The sequence below is a fragment of the Actinomycetospora chibensis genome (genome assembly GCF_028737215.1).
In the GTDB taxonomy this organism is placed as follows: Bacteria; Actinomycetota; Actinomycetes; order Mycobacteriales; family Pseudonocardiaceae; genus Actinomycetospora; species Actinomycetospora chibensis.
Map to the genome: position 1 here is coordinate 36,050 of NZ_JAQZAM010000010.1, position 20,375 is coordinate 56,424.

19 protein-coding genes are annotated in these 20,375 nt (G+C 74.8%); 10 read left to right on the plus strand and 9 right to left on the minus strand.

Features of this window, described 5'->3' with window-relative positions; all coding sequences use genetic code 11:
- Positions 1–68 precede the first annotated feature (68 nt).
- The 4 genes from PH189_RS16360 to PH189_RS16375 all read left to right on the plus strand — a co-directional run bounded on the left by PH189_RS16360 (position 69) and on the right by PH189_RS16375 (position 3,579).
- Positions 69–1,784, plus strand: coding sequence for a DNA repair helicase XPB (locus PH189_RS16360; protein ID WP_274189876.1), 1,716 nt, complete (start codon positions 69–71; stop codon positions 1,782–1,784).
- 67 nt (positions 1,785–1,851) lie between these two features.
- Entirely contained in the window at positions 1,852–2,313 is a 462-nt protein-coding gene (locus PH189_RS16365) for a GNAT family N-acetyltransferase (protein WP_274189877.1), read from the plus strand.
- A 143-nt stretch (positions 2,314–2,456) separates the two neighbouring features.
- Entirely contained in the window at positions 2,457–3,041 is a 585-nt protein-coding gene (locus PH189_RS16370) for a GNAT family N-acetyltransferase (RefSeq protein WP_274189878.1), read from the plus strand.
- A 10-nt stretch (positions 3,042–3,051) separates the two neighbouring features.
- Positions 3,052–3,579 (plus strand): cysteine dioxygenase family protein, encoded by a 528-nt coding sequence (locus PH189_RS16375; protein WP_274189879.1) that lies wholly within the window; start codon positions 3,052–3,054, stop codon positions 3,577–3,579.
- Positions 3,580–3,582: 3 nt separating this feature from the next.
- Here the strand turns inward: PH189_RS16375 and PH189_RS16380 are convergent, their stop codons facing one another.
- The 7 genes from PH189_RS16380 to PH189_RS16410 form a co-directional block, all read right to left on the minus strand.
- Positions 3,583–4,017: a YccF domain-containing protein gene (locus PH189_RS16380; protein WP_274190081.1), complete on the minus strand. Its 435-nt coding sequence runs from the start codon at positions 4,015–4,017 to the stop codon at positions 3,583–3,585.
- Between the two features lie 44 nt (positions 4,018–4,061).
- Positions 4,062–5,360, minus strand: a complete 1,299-nt coding sequence (locus PH189_RS16385; RefSeq protein WP_274189880.1) for an MFS transporter — start codon at positions 5,358–5,360, stop codon at positions 4,062–4,064.
- A 64-nt stretch (positions 5,361–5,424) separates the two neighbouring features.
- Positions 5,425–6,453, minus strand: coding sequence for a zinc-dependent alcohol dehydrogenase family protein (locus tag PH189_RS16390; protein WP_274189881.1), 1,029 nt, complete (start codon positions 6,451–6,453; stop codon positions 5,425–5,427).
- A 7-nt stretch (positions 6,454–6,460) separates the two neighbouring features.
- Positions 6,461–6,838: an AMP-binding enzyme gene (locus PH189_RS16395; RefSeq protein ID WP_274189882.1), complete on the minus strand. Its 378-nt coding sequence runs from the start codon at positions 6,836–6,838 to the stop codon at positions 6,461–6,463.
- Positions 6,792–8,114 carry an AMP-binding protein gene (locus PH189_RS16400; RefSeq protein WP_274189883.1) on the minus strand — a complete coding sequence of 441 codons (1,323 nt, stop codon included), beginning with the start codon at positions 8,112–8,114 and terminating at the stop codon, positions 6,792–6,794. The genes PH189_RS16395 and PH189_RS16400 overlap by 47 nt, the downstream gene beginning before the upstream one ends.
- 249 nt (positions 8,115–8,363) lie before the next feature.
- Positions 8,364–9,998, minus strand: a complete 1,635-nt coding sequence (groL, locus tag PH189_RS16405; protein WP_274189884.1) for a chaperonin GroEL — start codon at positions 9,996–9,998, stop codon at positions 8,364–8,366.
- A gap of 176 nt (positions 9,999–10,174) precedes the next feature.
- The gene (locus PH189_RS16410; RefSeq protein ID WP_274189885.1) at positions 10,175–11,554 is read right to left on the minus strand and encodes a serine/threonine-protein kinase; all 1,380 of its coding nucleotides are present in this window, start codon (positions 11,552–11,554) and stop codon (positions 10,175–10,177) included.
- 130 nt (positions 11,555–11,684) lie between these two features.
- Here PH189_RS16410 and moeA point away from each other — a divergent pair, with 130 nt between their 5' ends.
- From moeA to PH189_RS16430, 4 genes are all read left to right on the plus strand, one after another.
- Positions 11,685–12,899, plus strand: a complete 1,215-nt coding sequence (moeA, locus tag PH189_RS16415; RefSeq protein ID WP_274190082.1) for a molybdopterin molybdotransferase MoeA — start codon at positions 11,685–11,687, stop codon at positions 12,897–12,899.
- A 357-nt stretch (positions 12,900–13,256) separates the two neighbouring features.
- Positions 13,257–14,015 carry a phosphatidylserine decarboxylase gene (locus tag PH189_RS16420; protein ID WP_274189886.1) on the plus strand — a complete coding sequence of 253 codons (759 nt, stop codon included), beginning with the start codon at positions 13,257–13,259 and terminating at the stop codon, positions 14,013–14,015.
- Positions 14,012–15,175: a CDP-diacylglycerol--serine O-phosphatidyltransferase gene (gene pssA, locus PH189_RS16425; RefSeq protein ID WP_274189887.1), complete on the plus strand. Its 1,164-nt coding sequence runs from the start codon at positions 14,012–14,014 to the stop codon at positions 15,173–15,175. Before PH189_RS16420 ends, pssA begins: the two co-directional genes overlap by 4 nt.
- Positions 15,172–17,421, plus strand: coding sequence for an AAA family ATPase (locus tag PH189_RS16430; protein WP_274189888.1), 2,250 nt, complete (start codon positions 15,172–15,174; stop codon positions 17,419–17,421). Before pssA ends, PH189_RS16430 begins: the two co-directional genes overlap by 4 nt.
- A gap of 13 nt (positions 17,422–17,434) precedes the next feature.
- Here the strand turns inward: PH189_RS16430 and PH189_RS16435 are convergent, their stop codons facing one another.
- Together PH189_RS16435 and PH189_RS16440 are read right to left on the minus strand one after the other, a co-directional pair.
- Positions 17,435–18,241: a LytR C-terminal domain-containing protein gene (locus tag PH189_RS16435; protein ID WP_274189889.1), complete on the minus strand. Its 807-nt coding sequence runs from the start codon at positions 18,239–18,241 to the stop codon at positions 17,435–17,437.
- Between the two features lie 72 nt (positions 18,242–18,313).
- Entirely contained in the window at positions 18,314–18,613 is a 300-nt protein-coding gene (locus PH189_RS16440; protein WP_116707140.1) for a DUF3263 domain-containing protein, read from the minus strand.
- Positions 18,614–18,755: 142 nt separating this feature from the next.
- On the opposite strand from PH189_RS16440, the gene PH189_RS16445 reads away from it, so the two are divergent.
- Both PH189_RS16445 and PH189_RS16450 read left to right on the plus strand, forming a co-directional pair.
- Positions 18,756–19,343: a peptide deformylase gene (locus tag PH189_RS16445; RefSeq protein ID WP_274189890.1), complete on the plus strand. Its 588-nt coding sequence runs from the start codon at positions 18,756–18,758 to the stop codon at positions 19,341–19,343.
- Positions 19,344–19,419: 76 nt separating this feature from the next.
- The gene (locus PH189_RS16450; protein ID WP_274189891.1) at positions 19,420–20,328 is read left to right on the plus strand and encodes a S1C family serine protease; all 909 of its coding nucleotides are present in this window, start codon (positions 19,420–19,422) and stop codon (positions 20,326–20,328) included.
- Positions 20,329–20,375 lie beyond the last annotated feature (47 nt).

Sequence of the window (20,375 nt, forward strand, 5' to 3'; positions counted from 1 at the left end):
CGACGGTGTGTCGTACCGGCGGGGACAATGGGACGGACCACCCGTCGATGTGCCCGGAGGTCGAGAGGTTGAGCCAGCCCGGCAACGGACCGCTCATCGTGCAGTCCGACAAGACCTTGCTGCTCGAGGTCGATCACGAGGCGGCGCCCGCCGCTCGCCAGGCGATCGCGCCGTTCGCCGAGCTCGAGCGCGCGCCCGAGCACGTCCACACCTACCGCGTCACCCCGCTCGCGCTGTGGAACGCCCGCGCGGCGGGCCACGACGCGGAGCAGGTGGTCGACGCGCTCGTGCAGTACAGCCGCTACGCGGTCCCGCAGGCCCTGCTCGTCGACGTCGTCGACACCATGGGCCGCTACGGGCGTCTGCAGCTGACGAACTCCCCCGTGCACGGCCTCGTCATGATCTCCAACGACCGCGCCGTGCTCGAGGAGGTCCTGCGCAACAAGAAGATCAGCCCGATGATCGGTGACCGCATCGACGACGACACCGTCGTCGTGCACCCGTCGGAGCGCGGGCGGCTCAAGCAGGCGCTGCTCAAGGTCGGCTGGCCGGCCGAGGACCTCGCGGGCTACGTCGACGGCGAGGCCCACGCGATCGAGCTCGACCAGTCCGACTGGCAGTTGCGCGACTACCAGGCCGACGCCGTCGAGGGGTTCTGGCACGGCGGTTCCGGGGTGGTCGTGCTCCCCTGCGGTGCGGGCAAGACCCTCGTCGGCGCCGCCGCGATGGCGCGGGCCGGGGCGACGACGCTCATCCTGGTCACCAACACCGTCGCCGGGCGGCAGTGGAAGCGCGAGCTCGTCGCGCGCACGTCGCTCACCGAGGACGAGATCGGCGAGTACTCGGGCGAGCGCAAGGAGATCCGCCCGGTCACGATCGCCACCTACCAGGTGATGACCCGCAAGACCAAGGGCGAGTTCCGGGCGCTGGAGCTGTTCGACACCCGCGACTGGGGCCTGATCATCTACGACGAGGTGCACCTGCTGCCCGCGCCGGTGTTCCGCATGACCTCCGACCTGCAGTCGCGCCGCCGCCTCGGCCTCACCGCGACGCTCGTGCGCGAGGACGGGCGCGAGGGCGACGTCTTCTCGCTCATCGGGCCCAAGCGCTACGACGCGCCGTGGCGCGACATCGAGGCCCAGGGCTGGGTGGCGCCCGCCGACTGCGTCGAGGTCCGCGTGACGATGACCGACAACGAGCGGATCATCTACGCCACCGCGGAGGCCGAGGAGCGCTACCGGCTCTGCGCGTGCGCGCGCACCAAGATCCCGGTGGTGAAGAGCATCCTGGCGCGCCACCCCGGCGAGCCGACGCTGGTCATCGGCGCGTATCTCGACCAGCTCGACGAGCTCGGCGTCGCCCTCGACGCCCCGGTCATCCAGGGCTCGACGAAGAACAAGGAGCGCGAGCTCCTGTTCGACCAGTTCCGGCACGGTGAGCTCCCGGTGCTGGTGGTGTCGAAGGTCGCGAACTTCTCGATCGATCTGCCCGACGCCTCGGTGGCCATCCAGGTGTCCGGGACGTTCGGCTCCCGCCAGGAGGAGGCCCAGCGCCTCGGCCGCATCCTGCGGCCGAAGACCGACGGCCGGCAGGCGCACTTCTACTCGGTGGTCGCGCGGGACTCCGTCGACGCCGAGTACGCCGCGCACCGCCAGCGCTTCCTCGCCGAGCAGGGCTACGCCTACCGGATCGTCGACGCCGACGACCTGCTCGGGCCGGTCATCCCCGACGTGCCCACCGAGACCGAGGGCGAACCCGAGACGGAGCGTCCCGACCCCTCGTAGGCGGGGCGGCCGCCCCGGCGGACCGCGGCGCCGTCAAGCCGCTCGACACGGCCCGCACCATCGTCGGATGGACCACGGCCGCCTTCGCCCGGCGCGGGTGGACGAGGCCACCGCGCTCGAGGACCTCATGCGCGAGGCCTCGATGATCTGGAACGACCACCGCGAGGACCTGCTCGCCCACCCCGACGCGATCGAGGTGCCGCGCGCGGACCTCCGGGCGGGTCGGGTCCGCGTCCACGAGGTCGACGGCGCCGTCACCGGCTTCGCCACCGTGCTGCCCCTGCCCGACGGGACCGCCGAGCTCGACGCCCTCTTCGTGCGCCCGGCCCTGATGCGCCACGGCATCGGCGCCCGGCTCGTCGAGGACGCGGTACGGGGGGCCCGCGAGGCCGGCGTCCCGCTGCTCGTGGTCACCGCGAACCCGCGCGCCGAGGCCTTCTACGTCCGCTGCGGCTTCCGCACCGTCGGCGAGGCGCCCACGCGCTTCGGGCCCGCGATCCGCATGTACCGGGACATGGCGCCCCGGTGAGCGCCGAGTAGACCGCGCGCCCCGGCATGGGGACCGGCGCGTGCCGAGATGGGGAGTACTCACCGACGAGGGGACCGGTCCCCGCGCAGCACGCTCGATCCCGTCGCCGGACGAGGTGTCCGGCCCCGACGGGAGGATCCACCGTGGACGTGCTGCAGCTCGTCACCACCACGACATCGACGACCACCGGGACGCCGGAGACACCCGCGCCCCGACCCCTCGGTCGGGCGCCCGACGTGACCCTGCGCGAGCTGGGACGTCACGAGGTCGACGTCCTCGACGCCGTGTTCGCCGGCCTCTCCGCCCACAGCCGCTACCTGCGCTTCCACGGCGCGACCCCGCGCCTGACCCGGGCGGTGCGCATGAAGCTCGCCGCCGTCGACGGACGGCGCCACATCGCCGTCGCCGCCTTCGGTCCGGACGGCGCGCCGATCGGCATCGCGCGGCTCGTCTCCCTGGGTCTCCGTGACGCCGAGCTCGCCATCGAGGTCGTCGACACCTGGCAGGGCCGCGGTGTGGGGCGCCGCCTCCTGCGCACCGTCGCCGCCCGCGGTCGTGAGGAGGGCTACTCCCGCCTCGTCGCCGATGTGCTCACCGAGAACACCGGGATGCGCGTCCTGCTCGCCTCGGTGCTCCCGATCGTCACGGTCGAGACCGAGGGCCACGAGACGACCCTGACCGCCGACCTCTCCGTCGGCACCCCGTCCCGCCTGACCGCCGCCGCCTGAGGAGAACGCCGTGACCACCGCACTCGTCGCCCCGCTGACCGCCCTCACCGACGACCTCGACGCCGCCGTGCGCGGCGCGCACCCCGGCCCGGCCCGGGTCGCGGCCGTCGGACACGCCCTCGCTCCGTATCTGGGCGATCCACGACTGCTCCGACCCGACCAGTGCGTCGGGGACCCCGAGCACTACACGCAGCACGTCCTGCACGTCGCCCCCGACGGCGCGTTCTCACTGGTGGCGCTCGTGTGGCTGCCCGGGCAGACCACCCCGATCCACGACCACCTGTCGTGGTGCGTGGTCGGGGTGCACACCGGCGAGGAGCACGAGACCCGGTACCGGGTGGAGGACGATCACCTCGTCGTCGACGGCACCGACGTCGCCGGCCCCGGCAGCGTGGCGGGGCTGCTCCCGCCCGGCGACATCCACCGCGTGACCAACAGCGCGGCGGTCACGACGATCTCGCTGCACGTCTACGGCGTCGACGTCAGCCGGCTCGGGTCGAGCATCCGCCGGCGCTACGACCTGCCGGTCGAGTGCTGACGATCAGCGTCGCGCGGCCATCGGGGGCGCGGCGTGGTGCCCGTCCACCCCGAAGCCCCGCGGGTCGTCCGTGTCGACGATCCGTCGGCCGAGCGGGGTGAGCGACACCGGGATCATCTTGAGGTTCGCCCAGGCGAACGGGATGCCGATGATGCTCACCGCCAGCGGGATCGCGGTGACGACGTGCCCGATCGCCAGCCACCAGCCGGCGACGATGATCCAGATGACGTTGCCCAGCGTGGAGCCGACACCGGCGTCCTGACGACGCTCGATGCGGCTGCCGAACGGCCACAGCGCGAACAGGGCGATCCGGAACGACGCGATCCCCCACGGGATCGTGACGATCAGGATGCAGCAGATGATGCCGGCGAGCAGGTAGCCGAGGGCCATCCACACCCCCGCGAGGACCAGCCAGACGAGGTTGAGCAGGGTCCGCAGCAGCGCCATGACACCAGGGTGCCACCGCGTGGGTGTTTCGTCCGCTACATCAGCTGGCGGCCCTTGGTCTCGGGCATCGTCAGGATGATCAGGAACGCGATCAGGGCGCCGCCGGAGACGTACCAGAAGAAGAGGTCGGGGCGGTCCGCCGCGGACAGCGCCGAGATCAGCAGCGGGGCGGTGCCGCCGAAGAGGGCGACCGTGAGGTTGTACCAGGCGCCGATGCCCAGGGCCCGGAGCTCGGTCGGGAACAGCTCGCTCATGATCGCGGGCGCGATCGAGGACATGAACGTGTAGAGCCCGAGGCCGACCGAGAACACGATGATCAGGTTGAGCAGCGGTGGCCGGTCGGTGATCAGCAGGCTCAGCGGCACGGTGATCACGGTCATCAGCCCCGACCAGATCAGCAGCTGGGGCTTGCGCCCGAACCGGTCGGCCGCGGCGCCCATGGGGTACTGCAGGGCGATGAACACGACCGTGCCGATCGAGAGGGCGAGGAACACCTCGCTGCCGTCGGCCTGCCGGAACTGCACCGCGAACGGGGTCAGCGCGCTGAAGAACGTGTAGAAGCACAGCGTCGAGAGCAGCGTGAAACCGAACAGCTGCAGGACCGCCTTCGGGTGCTGCGTGAGGGTCAGCAGCAGCGGGTTGCGCACGGCACGGGCTCGCTCGGCGTTCTCCTCGAACTGCTCGGTCTCGGCGAGCGTGCGGCGCAGCCACAGCCCGAGCAGGCCGAGCAGGCCACCGACGAGGAACGCGATGCGCCAGCCCCACGTCTCCAGCTCGGGGCGGGACAGCGTCGTCGTCAGGACGAGGCCCAGGATCCCGGCGGCGAGCAGGGCGATGCCGGTGGAGATGTAGAAGAAGCTCGAGTACCGGCCGCGGCGCGACGACGGGGCGATCTCGGCGAGGTAGGCGCTGGCGTTGGAGACCTCGCCGCCGAGGCTCAGCCCCTGCGCGATGCGGGCGAGCAGCAGCAGGATCGGCGCCAGCCACCCGACCATCTGGTAGGTCGGCAGGATCGCGATGACGAACGACCCGCCCGCCATCAGCAGGATCGTCACGAGCATCGCCCAGCGACGCCCGCGGACGTCGGCGAGGCGGCCGAGCAGGATCCCGCCGAGCGGACGGAAGAAGAACGCGAGCGCGTAGGTGCTCGTGGTGCCGATCAGCGCGAGCGTCGGGCTCGACTTGTCGAAGAACTGCGACGAGAAGTAGACGGCGAACGTCGCGTAGATCGTCCAGTCGAACCACTCGATCGCGTTACCGATGCTCGCCGCAACGAGCGTCCGCACCGGTAACTGGTGGCGCTCGGTGCTCGCCGGATCGGACACCTGACTCATCGGTGCTCCCTACACTCGCCCCCGTGCGACGCACCGTAGGCGAGCGCGCGCCCTGCGTACAGGCTCACTCCGCCATCACGATGCCGACCTTGCCGGCGGTGCCGGCGTCGGCGACCTCGTACGCCCGCGCAGCCTCGGTGAGCGGGAACCGATGGGTGACGACGCGCTCGGGGTGCAGGTCCCAGCGCGCGAGGCGCTCGAGCAGCTCGGCCATGCGCCAGGTCGGCGCGACCCACGAGCCGTGCACGGTCAGCTGGCGGTGGATGAGAACCTCGCTGACGTCGACCGTCAGGGTCCCGCCCTCGCCGATCAGCGCGCAGCGGCCGTGGCGGCGGGTGTGCCGCAGGGCCGTGAGCTGCGCGGCGCCCGCCCCGGAGCACTCGACGGTCACCTCGGCGCCGTCACCGAGGAGGTCGCCGAGCTCGTCCTCGTCGCCCTCGACCGCGACGTCGACGGCGCCGAGATCGCGGGCCAGCGCGCGGCGCTCGGGCGAGGGATCGGTGCCCACCACCCACGGCGAGCCCATCGCCGAGGCGAGCATCCCCGCCGCGAGCCCCACGGGACCGAGCCCGGTGACGAGCACCTGCTCACCACCCGCGAGCGCGACCCGGCACAGCGCCTCGTAGGCGGTGGCGAAGCCGCAGGCCACGCACGCGCCGTCGAGGAAGGTCAGCGGGTCGGGCAGCGGCAGGAGATCGCGCTCGCGGGCCAGCAGATGTTCGGCGTGCCCGCCGTCGCGCTGCCAGCCGTAGGCCTGGCGCCGCGGCGAGGTGCAGCTGATCTGGTAGCCGCGACGGCATTCGTCGCACTGCCCGCAGCCGCTGATGTGGTGGACGACGACGCGGTCGCCGACCCGGACCCGCTCGACCTCGGGGCCGACGGCGAGGACCTGCCCGCACGGCTCGTGCCCGGCGATGACGTCCTGGTAGGCCTCGGGACCCTCGCCCCGGTGCTCGCGGTAGATCGCCCGCAGGTCGCTGCCGCAGATCGTCGAGGCCCGCACCGCGAGGACGACCTCGCCGGACCCGGGCTGCGGTTCGGGCACCTCGCGCACGTCCACCCGGCGCCCGCCCGGCAGGTACACACCTCGCACCGGAGCCTCATCCCTTCTCGAGAGCCCGCTCCGTCGCCCACCGCCGCAGCTCCGCAGCCTTGATCTTGGTGCCGTTGGTGCCGGTCGTCGTGGGCATGGCCTCGACGACGTGCACCGCCCCCGGCACCTTGAACCCCGCGAGCGTCGCGCGGCACCAGGCCACCAGATCCTCCCCCACCGGCGCCCGCCCCGCCCTCGCGACGACGAAGCCGACCGCCGTCGTAGCGCCGTCCTCGCCGGGCACGCCGACCACCTTCGCCGTCGCGACGTCCTCGTGCGCCGCCAGGCGACGCTCGATCTCGGCGGGGTCGACGAGGAACCCGCGCAGCCGCAGGGCGTCACCACGGCGGCAGACGTAGACGAACGCGCCCTCGTCCACGAGCACGCCGAGGTCGCCGGACGAACCAGCCGTCGGCCGTGAACGCGTCGGGCACCTCGGCACCGAGGTAGGCGTCGACCACGTTCGTGCCGCGGAACTGGACCTCGCCCTCGTGCCCGGGCTCGAGGACGGCGTCGGTGTCGGGGTCGGCGACGCGGACGGCGATGTCCGGGTGCACGACGCGCCCGCCGCCGGCGAGGCGGCCGGGCGCGGGCTCGTCGTCGGGCCAGGTCGCGGCGAGCGCGAAGACCTCCGACGAGCCGTAGACGCCGGCGACCCGCGTGCCCTGCTCGCCCAGCCAGGCGGCCAGCGCGTGCGAGCGGCCCTGGAAGTCCGCGACGCCCCACCACCGCCAGCTCGACAGGTCGCGATGCTTCACGGTCCAGGCCTCGTGCAGCCGCAGGACGAGGTCGTCGCCGCTGGCGAGGTGCGTGACGCGGTGCGCCTCGACGTGATCGAGCACGCGGTCGGCGTCGAACGTGGGCTCGAGCAGCACCGTCGCGCCCGCCGCCAGCCCGGCCGTGATCGCGTTGTAGCCGAAGACCCCGGACAGCGGCAGCGCTCCGAGCACGACGTCGCCCTCGACGAGCCCGAGCACGGCGGCGTCGGCGACCGCGTGGATCAGGACCGCCCGCGTGGTGTGTGCGGCGAGCTTCGGCAGGCCCGTGGAGCCGGACGTCGTGAACGCGACGGCGAGCGCGTCCGGGTCCGACGGCGCGGGGTCCGGCCCGTCGTGGCGACGCGGGGTCCAGGCGCCGGCGCCGACGTCGCAGGTCTCCGGCTCGGGGGTCGGTCCGCCCGGCCCGGTGACGACGGCGACCGCAGGCACCACACCGGAGCGCTCGACGGACGCGCGCAGGCGGTCGAGCAGGTCGAGCCCGTGGAAGCCCTGGGCCAGGGCGACGAGCCGCGGACGCGCGCGCTCGAGCACGTGGGCGGCCTCCTCGAGGCCGTAGCGGGTGTTGATGCCGACGACGTGCGCGTCGCGCGCCGCGACGGCGGCCTGCCAGACCAGCGCGTCGCTCCAGTTCGGCATCCACACCGCGACGGCGTCGCCCCGCCCGATCCCGTGCGCGCGGAGCTCCTCGGCGAGCGCGCGGGTGCGCCGCCAGAGATCGCCGCGGCTCACGGGGTGGGTCACGCCGTCGGGCGTCGTGTCGAGCACGGCGGTGACCTCGGGGTCGCGACGGGCGAGGCGGCCGAGGAGGTCCGGGAAGTCGGCGGGTACCTCGCCGGGGGCGGGGAGCGCGGACACGGCGTGCGGCACGGGGGCGGTCGCCACGAGGACAGCCTAGGCGCGGGTCGCGTGGAGCGAGGGTCACCTCCGCTGCGTGGGAGGCAGCCGGGGACGCCCTCGCGGGACGCGTGGCGGGGTCTCTGGAGATCACGGGCACCTGGTGCACCTCGAGCGCGCGTCCGACGTCGACGAGGTGCCCGTGATCTCCGGGCACGCGACCCGCGCACGACGAAGGGCCGCACCCCCGGAGGGGATGCGGCCCTTCGCGTGATCAGCTGGCGCTGACGGCGTGGATCAGAAGTCCATGCCGCCCATGCCGCCGGTCGGGTCGCCGCCGGCGCCCGCGCCGGCCTTCTCCGGCTTGTCCGCGACCACGGCCTCCGTGGTCAGGAACAGCGCGGCGATCGACGCGGCGTTCTGCAGCGCCGAGCGGGTGACCTTGGCGGGGTCGATGATGCCCGCGGCGATCAGGTCCTTGTACTCGCCGGTGGCGGCGTCGAGGCCCTCACCGGTGTTGAGTCCACGGACCTTCTCCGCCACGACGCCGGGCTCGTGGCCGGCGTTGTGGGCGATCTGCTTCAGCGGCGCCTCGAGCGCGGTGCGCACGATGTTGGCGCCGGTGGCCTCGTCCCCGTCGAGCCCGAGGCCCGAGAAGACGTCGCCGACCGAGGCCTGCAGCAGGGCGACGCCGCCGCCGGCGACGATGCCCTCCTCGACCGCGGCCTTAGCGTTGCGCACCGCGTCCTCGATGCGGTGCTTGCGCTCCTTGAGCTCGACCTCGGTGGCGGCACCGGCGCGGATCACCGCGACGCCGCCGGCCAGCTTCGCGAGGCGCTCCTGGAGCTTCTCGCGGTCGTAGTCCGAGTCGCTGCGCTCGATCTCCGAGCGGATCTGGGTGACGCGGCCCTGAATCTGGTCCGCGGCGCCCGCGCCGTCGACGATCGTGGTCTCGTCCTTGGAGACGGTGACCTTGCGGGCGCGGCCCAGCAGGGTCAGGTCGGCGGTCTCGAGCTTGAGGCCGACCTCCTCCGAGATGACCTCGCCGCCGGTGAGGATGGCCATGTCGGCCAGCATCGCCTTGCGGCGGTCACCGAAGCCGGGGGCCTTGACGGCGACCGACTTGAAGGTGCCGCGAATCTTGTTGACGACCAGGGTGGCCAGGGCCTCGCCCTCGACGTCCTCGCAGATGATCGCGAGCGGCTTGCCGGACTGCATGACCTTCTCCAGCAGCGGGAGCAGGTCCTTCACCGACGAGATCTTGGAGGACATGAGCAGGATGTAGGGGTCGTCGAGCTCCGCCTCCATCCGGTCCTGGTCGGTGACGAAGTAGGGCGAGATGTAGCCCTTGTCGAAGCGCATGCCCTCGGTGAGCTCGAGCTCGAGCCCGAAGGTCTGCGACTCCTCGACGGTGATGACGCCTTCCTTGCCGACCTTGTCCATCGCCTCGGCGATGAGCTCGCCGATCTGCGAGTCGCCGGCCGAGATCGACGCGGTGGCGGCGATCTGCTCCTTGGTCTCGACCTCCTTGGCCGACTTCAGGAGCTGCTGCGAGACAGCCTCGGTGGCCTTCTCGATGCCCTTCTTCAGGGCCATCGGGTTGGCACCGGCGGCGACGTTGCGCAGACCCTCACGGACGAGCGCCTGGGCGAGGACGGTCGCGGTGGTCGTGCCGTCACCGGCGACGTCGTCGGTCTTCTTCGCGACCTCCTTGACGAGCTCGGCCCCGATCTTCTCCCAGGGGTCCTCGAGCTCGATCTCCTTCGCGATCGAGACGCCGTCGTTGGTGATCGTGGGGGCGCCCCACTTCTTCTCCAGGACGACGTTGCGGCCACGCGGGCCGAGGGTCACCTTGACGGCGTCCGCGAGGGTGTTCATCCCACGCTCGAGGCCGCGACGGGCCTCTTCGTCGAACGCGATCATCTTGGCCATACGGGTGGTCCTCCGATGTGGACACGTGTGCGCAGTCAGGCGGTGCCCGCGACGGACGACCGGCTCCATTGCGCCGGCCTCACCGACCCGACCTGGCACTCGACACTACCGAGTGCCAACGCCATGTTGGCACTCGGGTGGGGCGAGTGCAACCGAGGTGGTCCCGGGTGTCGGCGTCAGGCCAGGAGCAGGACGAGCAGGACCACGAGCACCAGGAGCACGGCGGCCCCGGCGCCGGCGATCACCCGCGGCGGGACGGCCCCGGTGTTGCGGGCGAACGACCCGTCCCGGTCAGGCGGCACGGGGTCACGCAGACGCATCGGCGGCGCGACCGACGCCCGCGTCAACGGGCCCGGCGGCGGGCCGGGGGGCCCCGCATGTCCGGGGTGGCCGACGCGGCCGGACGCCGGTAACGGGCCCGACGGCGGACGCCTCGCAATCGGGGGTCCGGACGGCGCACCCCGCGGGGTACTCGCGGGTGCCGTGGCCGGTGCGGCCTCGGACGGCGGCCCGTCGCCGGTGGTGGGCGCGTCCGGGGCCGACGACTCGCCGGTGCCGTTCCTCGCGGCCCCCACGGCGGGGACGGGCGGCACCGGGGCGGCGGGTGCCACCGGGGCGACCGGGGGCACCGGGGGCACCGGGGGCACCCCGGCCCGGCGGGGCGGACCCGCGGCGGGACGTCGCGGCGGCGGACCGACCAGCGGCGCGGGGCCGGGGACCATGAGGGCACCCCGCGCGGCCTCGATGACGGCGCTGGCCGACTCGTGGCGGCGGGGACGGTCGGGATCCATGCCCCGGCGCACGACGTCGTCGATGCGCGGGTCGAGCCCGGCGAGCTCGGCCGCCGACGGGACCTCGCCGCCCAGGTGGCCGTCGATGACCTCGGTGACCGAGCCGAGGTAGGGCGCGCGGCCGGTGAGGCAGGTGAACAGGACGCAGGTCAGCGAGTAGACGTCGGTGCGCGCGTCGACGGGCTCGCCACGGAGGTGCTCGGGCGCCGCATAGGTGGGCGAGCCGAGGAAGTCGCCGCCCGAGGTGCGGTGGCCGGTGGCGCCGCGGCGGGTGAGGCCGAAGTCGGCGAGGTAGACGTGCTCGCCGGCAGACTCCCGCGTCGTCACCAGCACGTTGGCGGGCTTGACGTCGAGATGCACGAGGCCGCGGGCGTGCACGGCGTCGAGCGCGTCGGCGACCTGCCCGAGCAGCCGCAGCGTCCGGGCGACCGTCAGCGGCCTGCCGTCGATGACGCTGGCCAGGTCCGGGCCCTCGACGTGGCGCATGGCGATGTAGAGGTGGCCGTCGGTCTCGTCGAAGTCGTAGAGCGGCACGACGTGGGAGTGGTCGACGGCCGAGGTGTTGCGGGCCTCGTCGACGAAGCGCTCGCGGAACTCGCGGTCGGCCGCGAGGACCTCGTCGATGACCTTGAGCGCGACGCGGCGCCCGAGCCGGGTGTCGGTGGCGCGGTAGAGCACGCTCATCCCGCCGCGGCCGATCACCCCGTCCACGCGGAAGTGACCGAGCCGCTGCCCGGTCAGGTCCTGCGTGTTGCGGTCCGCCACGCCGCCGACCCTAACGCCGCAGGGATGCTTGCCCGGGCCGGATCGCGGGGCCCGATCGCGACGTCACCGCGCGGGCGGGACGATGCGCCCCGTGACGGGACACGGGCACGACCACGGCAATCCCTCGGCCATGCGGCCGGTCGCCGAGCACGCCGAGGCCGTGGCCGCCCTGCTGGGGCCGACGGCGACGGAGACGGTGCCGCTGGCCGGGGCGCTGGGACGGATCCTCGCCGAGGACCTCGTCTCCCCCATGGCGCTGCCGCCGTTCTCGAACTCGGCGATGGACGGCTACGCGGTGCGCAGCGCCGACCTGGCGGACCTGCCCGCCGAACTGCCCGTCGCCGCCGACATCCCCGCCGGCCGGACCGACGGCCCCGCCCTCGACGGCGGCACCGCGCACCGGATCATGACCGGCGCCGCGATGCCGGACGGCGCGGACGCGGTGGTGCAGGTGGAGTGGACCGATGCCGGCACGGAGCGGGTGCGGATCGAGCGTGCGGTCGCCGCCGGGCAGAACGTGCGCGTCGCCGGCGAGGACGTCACCGCAGGTCAGGTCGTCCTGCCCGCCGGCACGGTGCTCGGCCCCGCTCAGGTGGGGCTCGCGGCCGCCGTCGGCGCAGGGTCGCTCCCGGTGCGCCGCAGGCCGCGGGTGCTCGTGCTCTCCACCGGCTCCGAGCTCGTCGCCCCCGGCGAGCCGCTGCGCCACGGCCAGATCCACGAGTCGAACGGGCCGATGCTCGCCGCGGCGGTCACCGACGCGGGCGCGGTCGCCGAGCTCCTGCGCTTCGTGCCCGACGACGTCGAGCAGTTCCTCGGGACCCTCGACGAGGCCCTCGCGGCCCGCGCCGACGACCCCGTCGACCTCGTCCTCACCTCGGGCGGGGTCAGCGCGGGGGCGTACGAGGTGGTCAAGGACGCCTTCACGGACCGCGGGATCACCTTCGCCAAGGTCGCGATGCAGCCGGGAATGCCGCAGGGGCTCGGGCACCACCACGGTCCGACGGGCGATGTCGCGGTGGTGACGCTGCCGGGCAACCCGGTCAGCTCGCTGGTGTCGTTCGAGGTCTTCGTCCGGCCGGTGCTGCGCGCCGCGCTCGGTCACCCGCAGCCCGGGCGCCCGCGCGTGCGGGCCCGTCTCGCCGAGCCCCTGGACTCCCCGCCCGGACGCCGCCAGTTCCGTCGCGGACGCCTGGACGCCGTCGACGGGACGGTGACCGCGGTGGGCGCGCCGGGCTCGCACCTGCTCGCCGCGCTGGCCCGCGCGGACTGCCTGCTCGTGGTGGGCGAGGAGACGACGCGCGTCGAGGCCGGCGAGGTCGTCGAGGTGTGGCTCCTGGACGGGTGATGCGCGTGGGGCTCGATGGAGCCCCGGGCGGAGGCTCGACCGGGGGTCCACCGTCCTGTCGAGCGCGTCGGTTGCGCCGTTGGAGCGACCCGGACTACCGCCGTGACGCGACATCGGGCACCATGTGTGACAGGTGTCATGGGTCGCGTCTCGCCGCGTCCGGACACCTGACCGGGTGGGCCCCTCACAGGACCAACCGCTTGTCGCTGGGGAGCGGACGAGCGGTTCCCGGCCGGGGTCGCCGACTCGGGGGTTGGCGGCCCCGGCCCCATCCCGGGCCTTCCCACCTCGTCGCACCTCCCGCCCGGCCGATAGGTTTCCTGCGCGCGCCGTCGACGAGAGGGATCCGTACCGACGATGGTCCTGTCCGACCACTCCCCCCGAGAGGCCGACCGCCCGTCCGGGCCGCCCGGCGGCACGGTGCGCCACGCGTTGACCCTGGTCCGCGACACCCTGCCCCCGCTGCACCCCGGCGGTCGGCCCGTGATCGGTGCGGTCGCCGCCGCCGCGTTCGGCCTGCGCGCCCTGCGCGGGCGGGGCACGTTCACCGCCCTCGCCGTCACCGCAGGCGTCGCCGCCTTCTTCCGCGCGCCGCACCGGCAGACACCGCGCCGTGCGGGGATCGCGGTGGCGCCCGCGGACGGCACGGTGAGCCTCGTCGACACCGCCGAGCCGCCCGACGACCTCGTCGCCCTCGGCCTCCCGCCCGGCCCGCGACCGCGGGTGAGCGTCTTCCTCTCGGTCTACGACGTGCACGTCCAGCGCGTCCCGGTCGACGGCCAGGTCCAGGCCGTCGAGCACCGTCCCGGCGGCTACCTGTCCGCCGACCTCCCCGCGGCCAGCGACACCAACGCCCGCACCGCGATGTGGGTGCACGGCACCGACGGCCACGACCTCGCCGTCCTGCAGATCGCCGGGCTGGTGGCGCGGCGCATCGTGTGCGACGCGGCCCCGGGCGACGAGGTGCGGGCGGGCGACGTCTACGGGCTCATCCGGTTCGGCTCACGGGTCGACCTGCTGCTGCCGCCCGGGAGCACGGTGCTCGTCGAACCCGGCCAGCGCGCCGTGGGCGGGGAGACGGTGCTGGCCGACCTGCCCGGCACCGTGACCCGATGACCCCCGACGTCGCCGAGCGCAGCGGCGCCCGCGGGGTGCGCCTGCTGCCGAACGCGGTCACCGTCCTCGCGCTGTGCTCCGGGCTCTCCGGCGTGCAGTTCATGCTCACGGACAACCGCGCGGCCGCCCTCGCCGCGATCACGCTCGCCGCGGTGTTCGACGCCCTCGACGGGCGCCTCGCCCGTCTCCTCGACGCCACCAGCCGCATGGGCGCGGAGCTCGACTCGCTCTCGGACTGCATCTCGTTCGGGGTCTCGCCCGCGCTGATCCTGTTCCTCTGGACGCTGAACGACATCCGCATCGGCTGGGTCGTCGCGCTCGCCATGGTCGTCTCGGCGGCGCTGCGTCTCGCCCGCTTCAACACGCTCTCCGACGACGAGGAGGCCCCGCCGTATGCGGGCGAGTTCTTCGTCGGCGTCCCCTCACCCGCCGGCGCGCTCGTCGCGCTGGCCCCGCTGGCGCTCGACGTCCAGCTCGGCCCGGGCTTCTGGTCGCAGCCGCTCGTGGTGTCGGTGTGGACGGTGATGGTCGGCGCGCTGATGATCAGCCGGGTGCCGACGGCGTCGCTGAAGAGCGTGCGGGTGCCGCCGCGGCTCGTCGCCCCGCTGCTCGTGGCCGTGGCGCTCGCCGCCGCCGCGCTGGTGACCTTCCCGTTCGTCGTCTACGCCGTCGCCATCGGCGCCTACCTGCTGCACATCCCCTACGCGGCCAACCGCTACCGCTGGCTGGGCCGGCACCCCGAGGTCTGGCACGTGCCCCCGCGCCAGCGCCGCGCGGTGCGCCGCGCCCACCGCCGGCTCGGGCTGGCGCCGCCCCGGCGCCCGCTGCGCCGACGGGTCGCGGGAGCCGCGGCGCGCGCCGGGACCGCCGCCCGCAACATCGGCCGCGACCGGGACCGCAACGGCGACGGTGACTACCCCCGCGAGTTCGACTACCAGCGGGACTACGAGCGCGACCGCGCCCGCGGCCCGGAGCGCACCGGCCCGCAGCCGCCGCCCGCCCAGCGCGGCATCCCGGACGGCCGTCGCCCGCGGGGCTCCGGCCGGCTCGGGCTCCGTCGGCACCGGGAGGACGACCGGCCCCGCGAGGACCGACCCCGCGACGACCGACCCCGCGACGACCGGCCCCGCGACGACCGGCCCCGGGACGACCGGCCGTGACCGCGCCGAGCGGTGTCGACCTCCTCGCGCGTCTCGGCACCTCCGCGGGCGACGCGCGCCGCGGGGTCGTCCGCCTGCACCCCGAGGTCATCACCGCCCTGGGCGTCGAGGCCTGGGGCGCCGTGCGGGTCACGGGGGCGCGCACCACCGCCGCCCTCGTCGCCCCCGCCCCCGCGCCGGCGGCACCGGGTGCGGCGGTGCTCGACGAGACCACGATGGTCAACGCCGGCGTCGTCGACGGCGCCATCGTGGGCGTCGCCGCCGCGCCGGTGGCCGTGGCGCGCGGCATCGAGCTGGCGGGCTCCCGCCTCGCGACCGTCGCCCTCGCCCCGGAGACGCTGCGCCTCGCTCTGACCGGCAAGGTCCTGCTGCCCGGCGACACGCTCTCGCTGCTGCCCCAGGACCTCGCCCCGACCCCGGGCTCCGACGCCGCGGGCGCCCGGCGCGGGCTCGCGGCGGCCCTGGGCGGCACGTGGACCACCGAGCTCGTGACGGTGACGGCCGCCGAGCCGCCCGCGGGCGCCGACCCCGCCGCCGCCCTCGCGGTCGGACCGACGACGGTCGTGCGCTGGCGCAACGGCGCGAGCACGGACGGACCGGCCGCGGTGGAGTCCGCTCCCGCGAGCGGCACGCGTCCCGCCACCCCCGCCCCTGTCCGCGAGGTCCCGCCCCCGCCCTCGGTCGCCGTCGCCGACCTCGTCGGGCACGCCGACCCCGCCCGTCGTCTCGGCGAGTGGTTCGACCTCGTGTTCCGCCGTCCCGAGCTGCTCGAGCGTCTGGGCGCAGCCCCGCACCTCGGAGTGCTGGTCAGCGGCCCCGAGGGCGTGGGCAAATCGACGCTCGTGCGGGCCACGGCCGCGGAGGTGGACGCGCGCGTGGTGTGCCTCGAGGGGCCGTCCGTCGCGGCGATCGAGGCGGGCGCGGCCGCCGCCCGCGTCCGCGAGGCCGTGGACGACGCGGCGTCGGCGACACCGGGCGTGCTGCTCGTGACCGACGCCGACATGCTGCTGCCCGCCGCCGACCCGCCGCCCGTGTCGACGCTGGTGCTCGAGGCCCTCGGACGCGCCGCGAGCACCCCCGGCGTCGCGCTCGTGGTCACCTCCGCGCACGCCGAGGCCCTCGACCCCCGCCTGCGCGCGCCCGACCTCGTCGACCGCGAGCTGACCCTGCCCGCCCCGGGCGACCGCGACCGCACCGAGCTGCTGAGGATCCTGCTGCGCGGCCTGCCGCTCGCCGAGGACGTCGACCTCGTCGCCGTGGGTGCCCGGACCCCGGGCTTCGTGGCCGGCGATCTCGTTGCGCTGCGCCGCGAGGCGGCCGTCCGCGCCGCGCTCCGGGTGGGCGCGGGCGAGGACGACCCGATACTCCAGACCGACGACCTGCTCGGCGCGGTGTCGTCGGTGCGCCCGGCGTCGCTGTCGTCAGGCTCGCAGACGCTGTCGTCGGGCGGGCTGACGCTCGAGCGGGTCGGCGACATGGTCGAGACCAAGCAGGCGCTCACCGAGACCGTGCTCTGGCCACTGCGCTACCCCGACTCGTTCTCGCGCCTCGGCGTCGACCCGCCGCGCGGTGTGCTGCTCTTCGGCCCGCCGGGGTGCGGCAAGACGTTCCTCGTGCGGGCGCTGGCCGGCACGGGCGCGCTCAACGTGTTCGTCGTCAAGGGCGCCGAGGTGCTCGACAAGTACGTCGGCGAGTCCGAGCGCGCCGTCCGCGCGCTGTTCCGCCGAGCCGCGGCCGCGGCGCCCGCGCTGGTGTTCCTCGACGAGGTGGACGCCCTGGCGCCGCGCCGCGGAGGGTCCACCGACGCCGGGGTCGCCGACCGGGTCGTCGCCGCCCTGCTCACCGAGCTCGACGGGGCCGAGCCGCTGCGCGACGTCGTCGTGCTCGCGGCCACCAACCGCCCGGAGCTCATCGACCCCGCGCTGCTGCGTCCCGGGCGTCTCGAGCGCCGCGTGTACGTGCCGCCGCCGGACGCCGCCGCCCGCGCGGACATCCTGCGGGCCTCGTCCCGCGACACACCGCTCGCCGACGACGTCGACCTCGACGCGCTGGCCGAGGAGCTCGACCGCTACTCGGCGGCCGACTGCGCCGCGCTGATCCGCGAGGCGGCCCTGACGGCGATGCGGACGTCGCTGGAGTCCACCGAGGTCTCGGCGCGCGACCTCGCCACCGCCCGCGAGGCCGTCCGGCCCTCGCTGGACCCGCAGCAGCTCGCCGCGCTCGAGGCCTACGCCGGGGAGAACTAGCTGCCGGGGAGAACTAGCTCGAGCCCCAGTTGTTGGTGGCGATGACGATGACCCCGGGCGAGGCGCTCTGGATGCCGTCGAAGCGGGGCTCCGAGCGCAGACCGAACTCGCCCGCGATGGCGCCGGCGGCGCCCTGCTCGTCGGTGCCGGGGCGGTAGTAGGCGGTGCTGACGGGGATCGTGCCCCACGGGTAGTTGCCGACCTCGACGACGTTCCAGCCCTGCGAGCGCATCTCGCCCGCCGCACGGTCGGCAAGACCCGGGATCGTCGAGTTGTTGAACACGCGGACCGGCACCGCCGAGACGGCACCGCCGCCACCACCACCGGAGCCGCCGCCCGACCCGCCGGCCACTACGCCGCCACCACCGCCGCCGCCACCGGGCGCTCCTGCACCGCCCGGGCCACCAGCACCGCCGCCGGGCACGATCGGTGCGCCGACGGCAGGAGCGCCGCCGGGAGCGCCGGGGGTGCCGGGAGCGGGGACACCGGGCGCGCCGGGTCCACCCGGGCCGCCGGGGATCGGGCCGCCGGGGATCGGGCCGCCGGGGATCGGGCCGCCGGGAAGGGCCGGACCACCGGGCGTACCCGGCGCCGGCGCCAGACCGGCCTGGTTCGGCGCGGCGGGATCGCCGGGAGCGGGGGCGCCGTTCGCGCCGGGGAGCGGTGCGGCTGTCGGGCTCGCGGGGGCGGCCGTGGGGCTCGAGGGCCCCTCCCCGCCGAGCGCGAGCAGACCGACCACGGCGGCCACGCCGGCGATCGCGAGCAGGACGATGCCCGCGATACGCATCCGCGAGGCGTCGGCGGATCCGGGCCCTGTCATCTCGTGCTCCCCTCGGCGGACCGTGTCCGCCCTGCTCGCTCGGCGGAAAACCGCCTCGGAGTCAGGAGAACATCAACGGGGCTCGACTCCGAGGCGACGCGCCGCACGGGCCCGCTGCCGGCTCTGACGGAGCCTGCGGAGGCGCTTCACGAGCATGGGGTCGGCCGCGAGGGCCTCCGGACGGTCGACCAGGGCGTTGAGAACCTGGTAGTAGCGCGTCGCGGACATGTCGAAGAGCTCGCGGATCGCCTGTTCCTTGGCGCCGGCGTACTTCCACCACTGGCGCTCGAACGCGAGGATCTCCCGGTCGCGACGGTCGAGCCCGTCCGACGGCTCGTCCTGAGGAGGATGCACCCGTACGGCGTCCGCCACGCTTCTCGCCTCCCGCTCACCCGGCGCTGGCCCACGAATGACACGCCTGTCATTCGGGCCCCTCCATTCAAGCACGGCGCCCCGACAGCGCGGGCGCTCCTCGCCCGCATCTCCGTCGAGCGGGGGCACTACGGTGCCCGCCGTGACCGTCAGGCCCGTCCTCATCGTCGGAGAACCGGTGCTGCACCGCCCGACCCGGCCGGTGACCCCCGAGGAGTTCGGCGGGGACTCGCTGCGCACCCTCGTCGACGACCTCTTCGAGACGATGGACGCCGCCAACGGGGTCGGGCTCGCCGCGAACCAGATCGGCGACGACCGCCGCGTCTTCGTCTTCGACTGCCCCGACCCCGAGCTCGACGGCGGGAACCGCCGCGGCGTCGTCGTCAACCCGGCGCTCACCGCCGACCCGGCGCCGGAGACCATGCCGGACCCCGACGACGACCACGAGGGCTGCCTGTCCGTGCCCGGCGAGTCCTTCCCGACCGGTCGCGCCGAGCACGCCGAGGTCCGCGGGGTCGACGTCGACGGCCACGACGTCGTCGTGACGGGCACGGGCTACCTCGCCCGCTGCCTGCAGCACGAGACCGACCACCTCGACGGCTACACCTACCTCGACCGACTCGTCGGTCGGTACCGGCGCTCCGCCAAGCGCGCCGTCCGCGACCACGGCTGGGGCGCCCCCGGCCACTCCTGGATGCCCGGCGTCGACCCGGACCCCTTCGGCCACTAGCCGGTCGCAGGGAGAGGGGTTCACCCACAGCGGACAGAGCGGCCGGGAGCACGTGCAACGGTGTAAGCACGATGGCGTGGACGAGCTCGATGCCTACTCCCGGACGGTCAGCGCAGTCGCGGCGCACGTGGGCCCGTCGGTGGCCGCGGTGCGGGCGGGCCGGGGCAGCGGGTCGGCGGTGGTCGTCGACCACGGCGTCCTGGTCACCAACGCGCACGTCGTCGGCGGGCACCGCGAGGGCTCGGTGGCCTACGCCGACGGCACGGAGGGCGCGGTGACGGTGCGCGGCACCGACCCGCTCTCCGACCTCGCGGTCCTCGTCACCCCCGACCCCACCCCGCCGCCGCTGGAGCTCGGCGACGCCGCGGAGCTCGTCGTCGGCCAGCTCGTGGTGGCCGTCGGCAACCCGCTGGGCCTGGCCGGATCGGTCACGGCGGGCGTGGTCAGCGGGCTGGGGCGGGCGCTGCCGGTGCGCAGCGGCCGCGCGAGCCGGGTCGTCGAGGACGTCATCCAGACGGACGCGGCGCTCAACCCCGGCAACTCCGGCGGCGCGCTGGCCGACGCCGCGGGGCGCGTCATCGGCATCAACACCGCCGTGGCGGGCGTGGGTCTCGGGCTCGCGGTGCCGGTCTCGGCCACCACGCGGCGCATCCTCGAGTCCCTGCGGGCCGACGGCCGGGTGCGCCGCGGCTACCTCGGTCTCGTCGGCGCGCCGGCCCCGCTGCCGGCCGAGGTCGCCGCGCGCCTCGGGCGCGCGCGGGGCCTGCGGGTCGCGGAGGTGGTCGCCGGCAGCCCCGCCGCCCGGGCCGGGCTGCGCGCGGGCGACCTGGTGGTCTCCGCCGACCGCGAGCCCGTCTCCGACGCCCAGGGCCTGCAGCGGAGGCTGTTCGCGGCGTCGATCGGGCGGACGATGCCGGTCACCGTGCTGCGCGGCGCCGCGATGGTCGACGTGCTCGCCGTCCCGACGGAGCTCGCCGACCACTGAGTCGACCCCCGAGCTCTCCGCTCCAGGAGTTGCCCACCCGCGACCCG

Coding starts and splice junctions, on each gene's coding strand:
- moeA (WP_274190082.1), top strand. CDS start 11,685: ATGCGGCCGGTCGCCGAGCACGCCGAGGCCGTGGCCGCCCTGCTGGGG.
- PH189_RS16385 (WP_274189880.1), bottom strand. CDS start 5,360: ATGAGTCAGGTGTCCGATCCGGCGAGCACCGAGCGCCACCAGTTACCG.
- groL (WP_274189884.1), bottom strand. CDS start 9,998: ATGGCCAAGATGATCGCGTTCGACGAAGAGGCCCGTCGCGGCCTCGAG.
- PH189_RS16420 (WP_274189886.1), top strand. CDS start 13,257: ATGGTCCTGTCCGACCACTCCCCCCGAGAGGCCGACCGCCCGTCCGGG.
- pssA (WP_274189887.1), top strand. CDS start 14,012: ATGACCCCCGACGTCGCCGAGCGCAGCGGCGCCCGCGGGGTGCGCCTG.
- PH189_RS16435 (WP_274189889.1), bottom strand. CDS start 18,241: ATGACAGGGCCCGGATCCGCCGACGCCTCGCGGATGCGTATCGCGGGC.
- PH189_RS16365 (WP_274189877.1), top strand. CDS start 1,852: ATGGACCACGGCCGCCTTCGCCCGGCGCGGGTGGACGAGGCCACCGCG.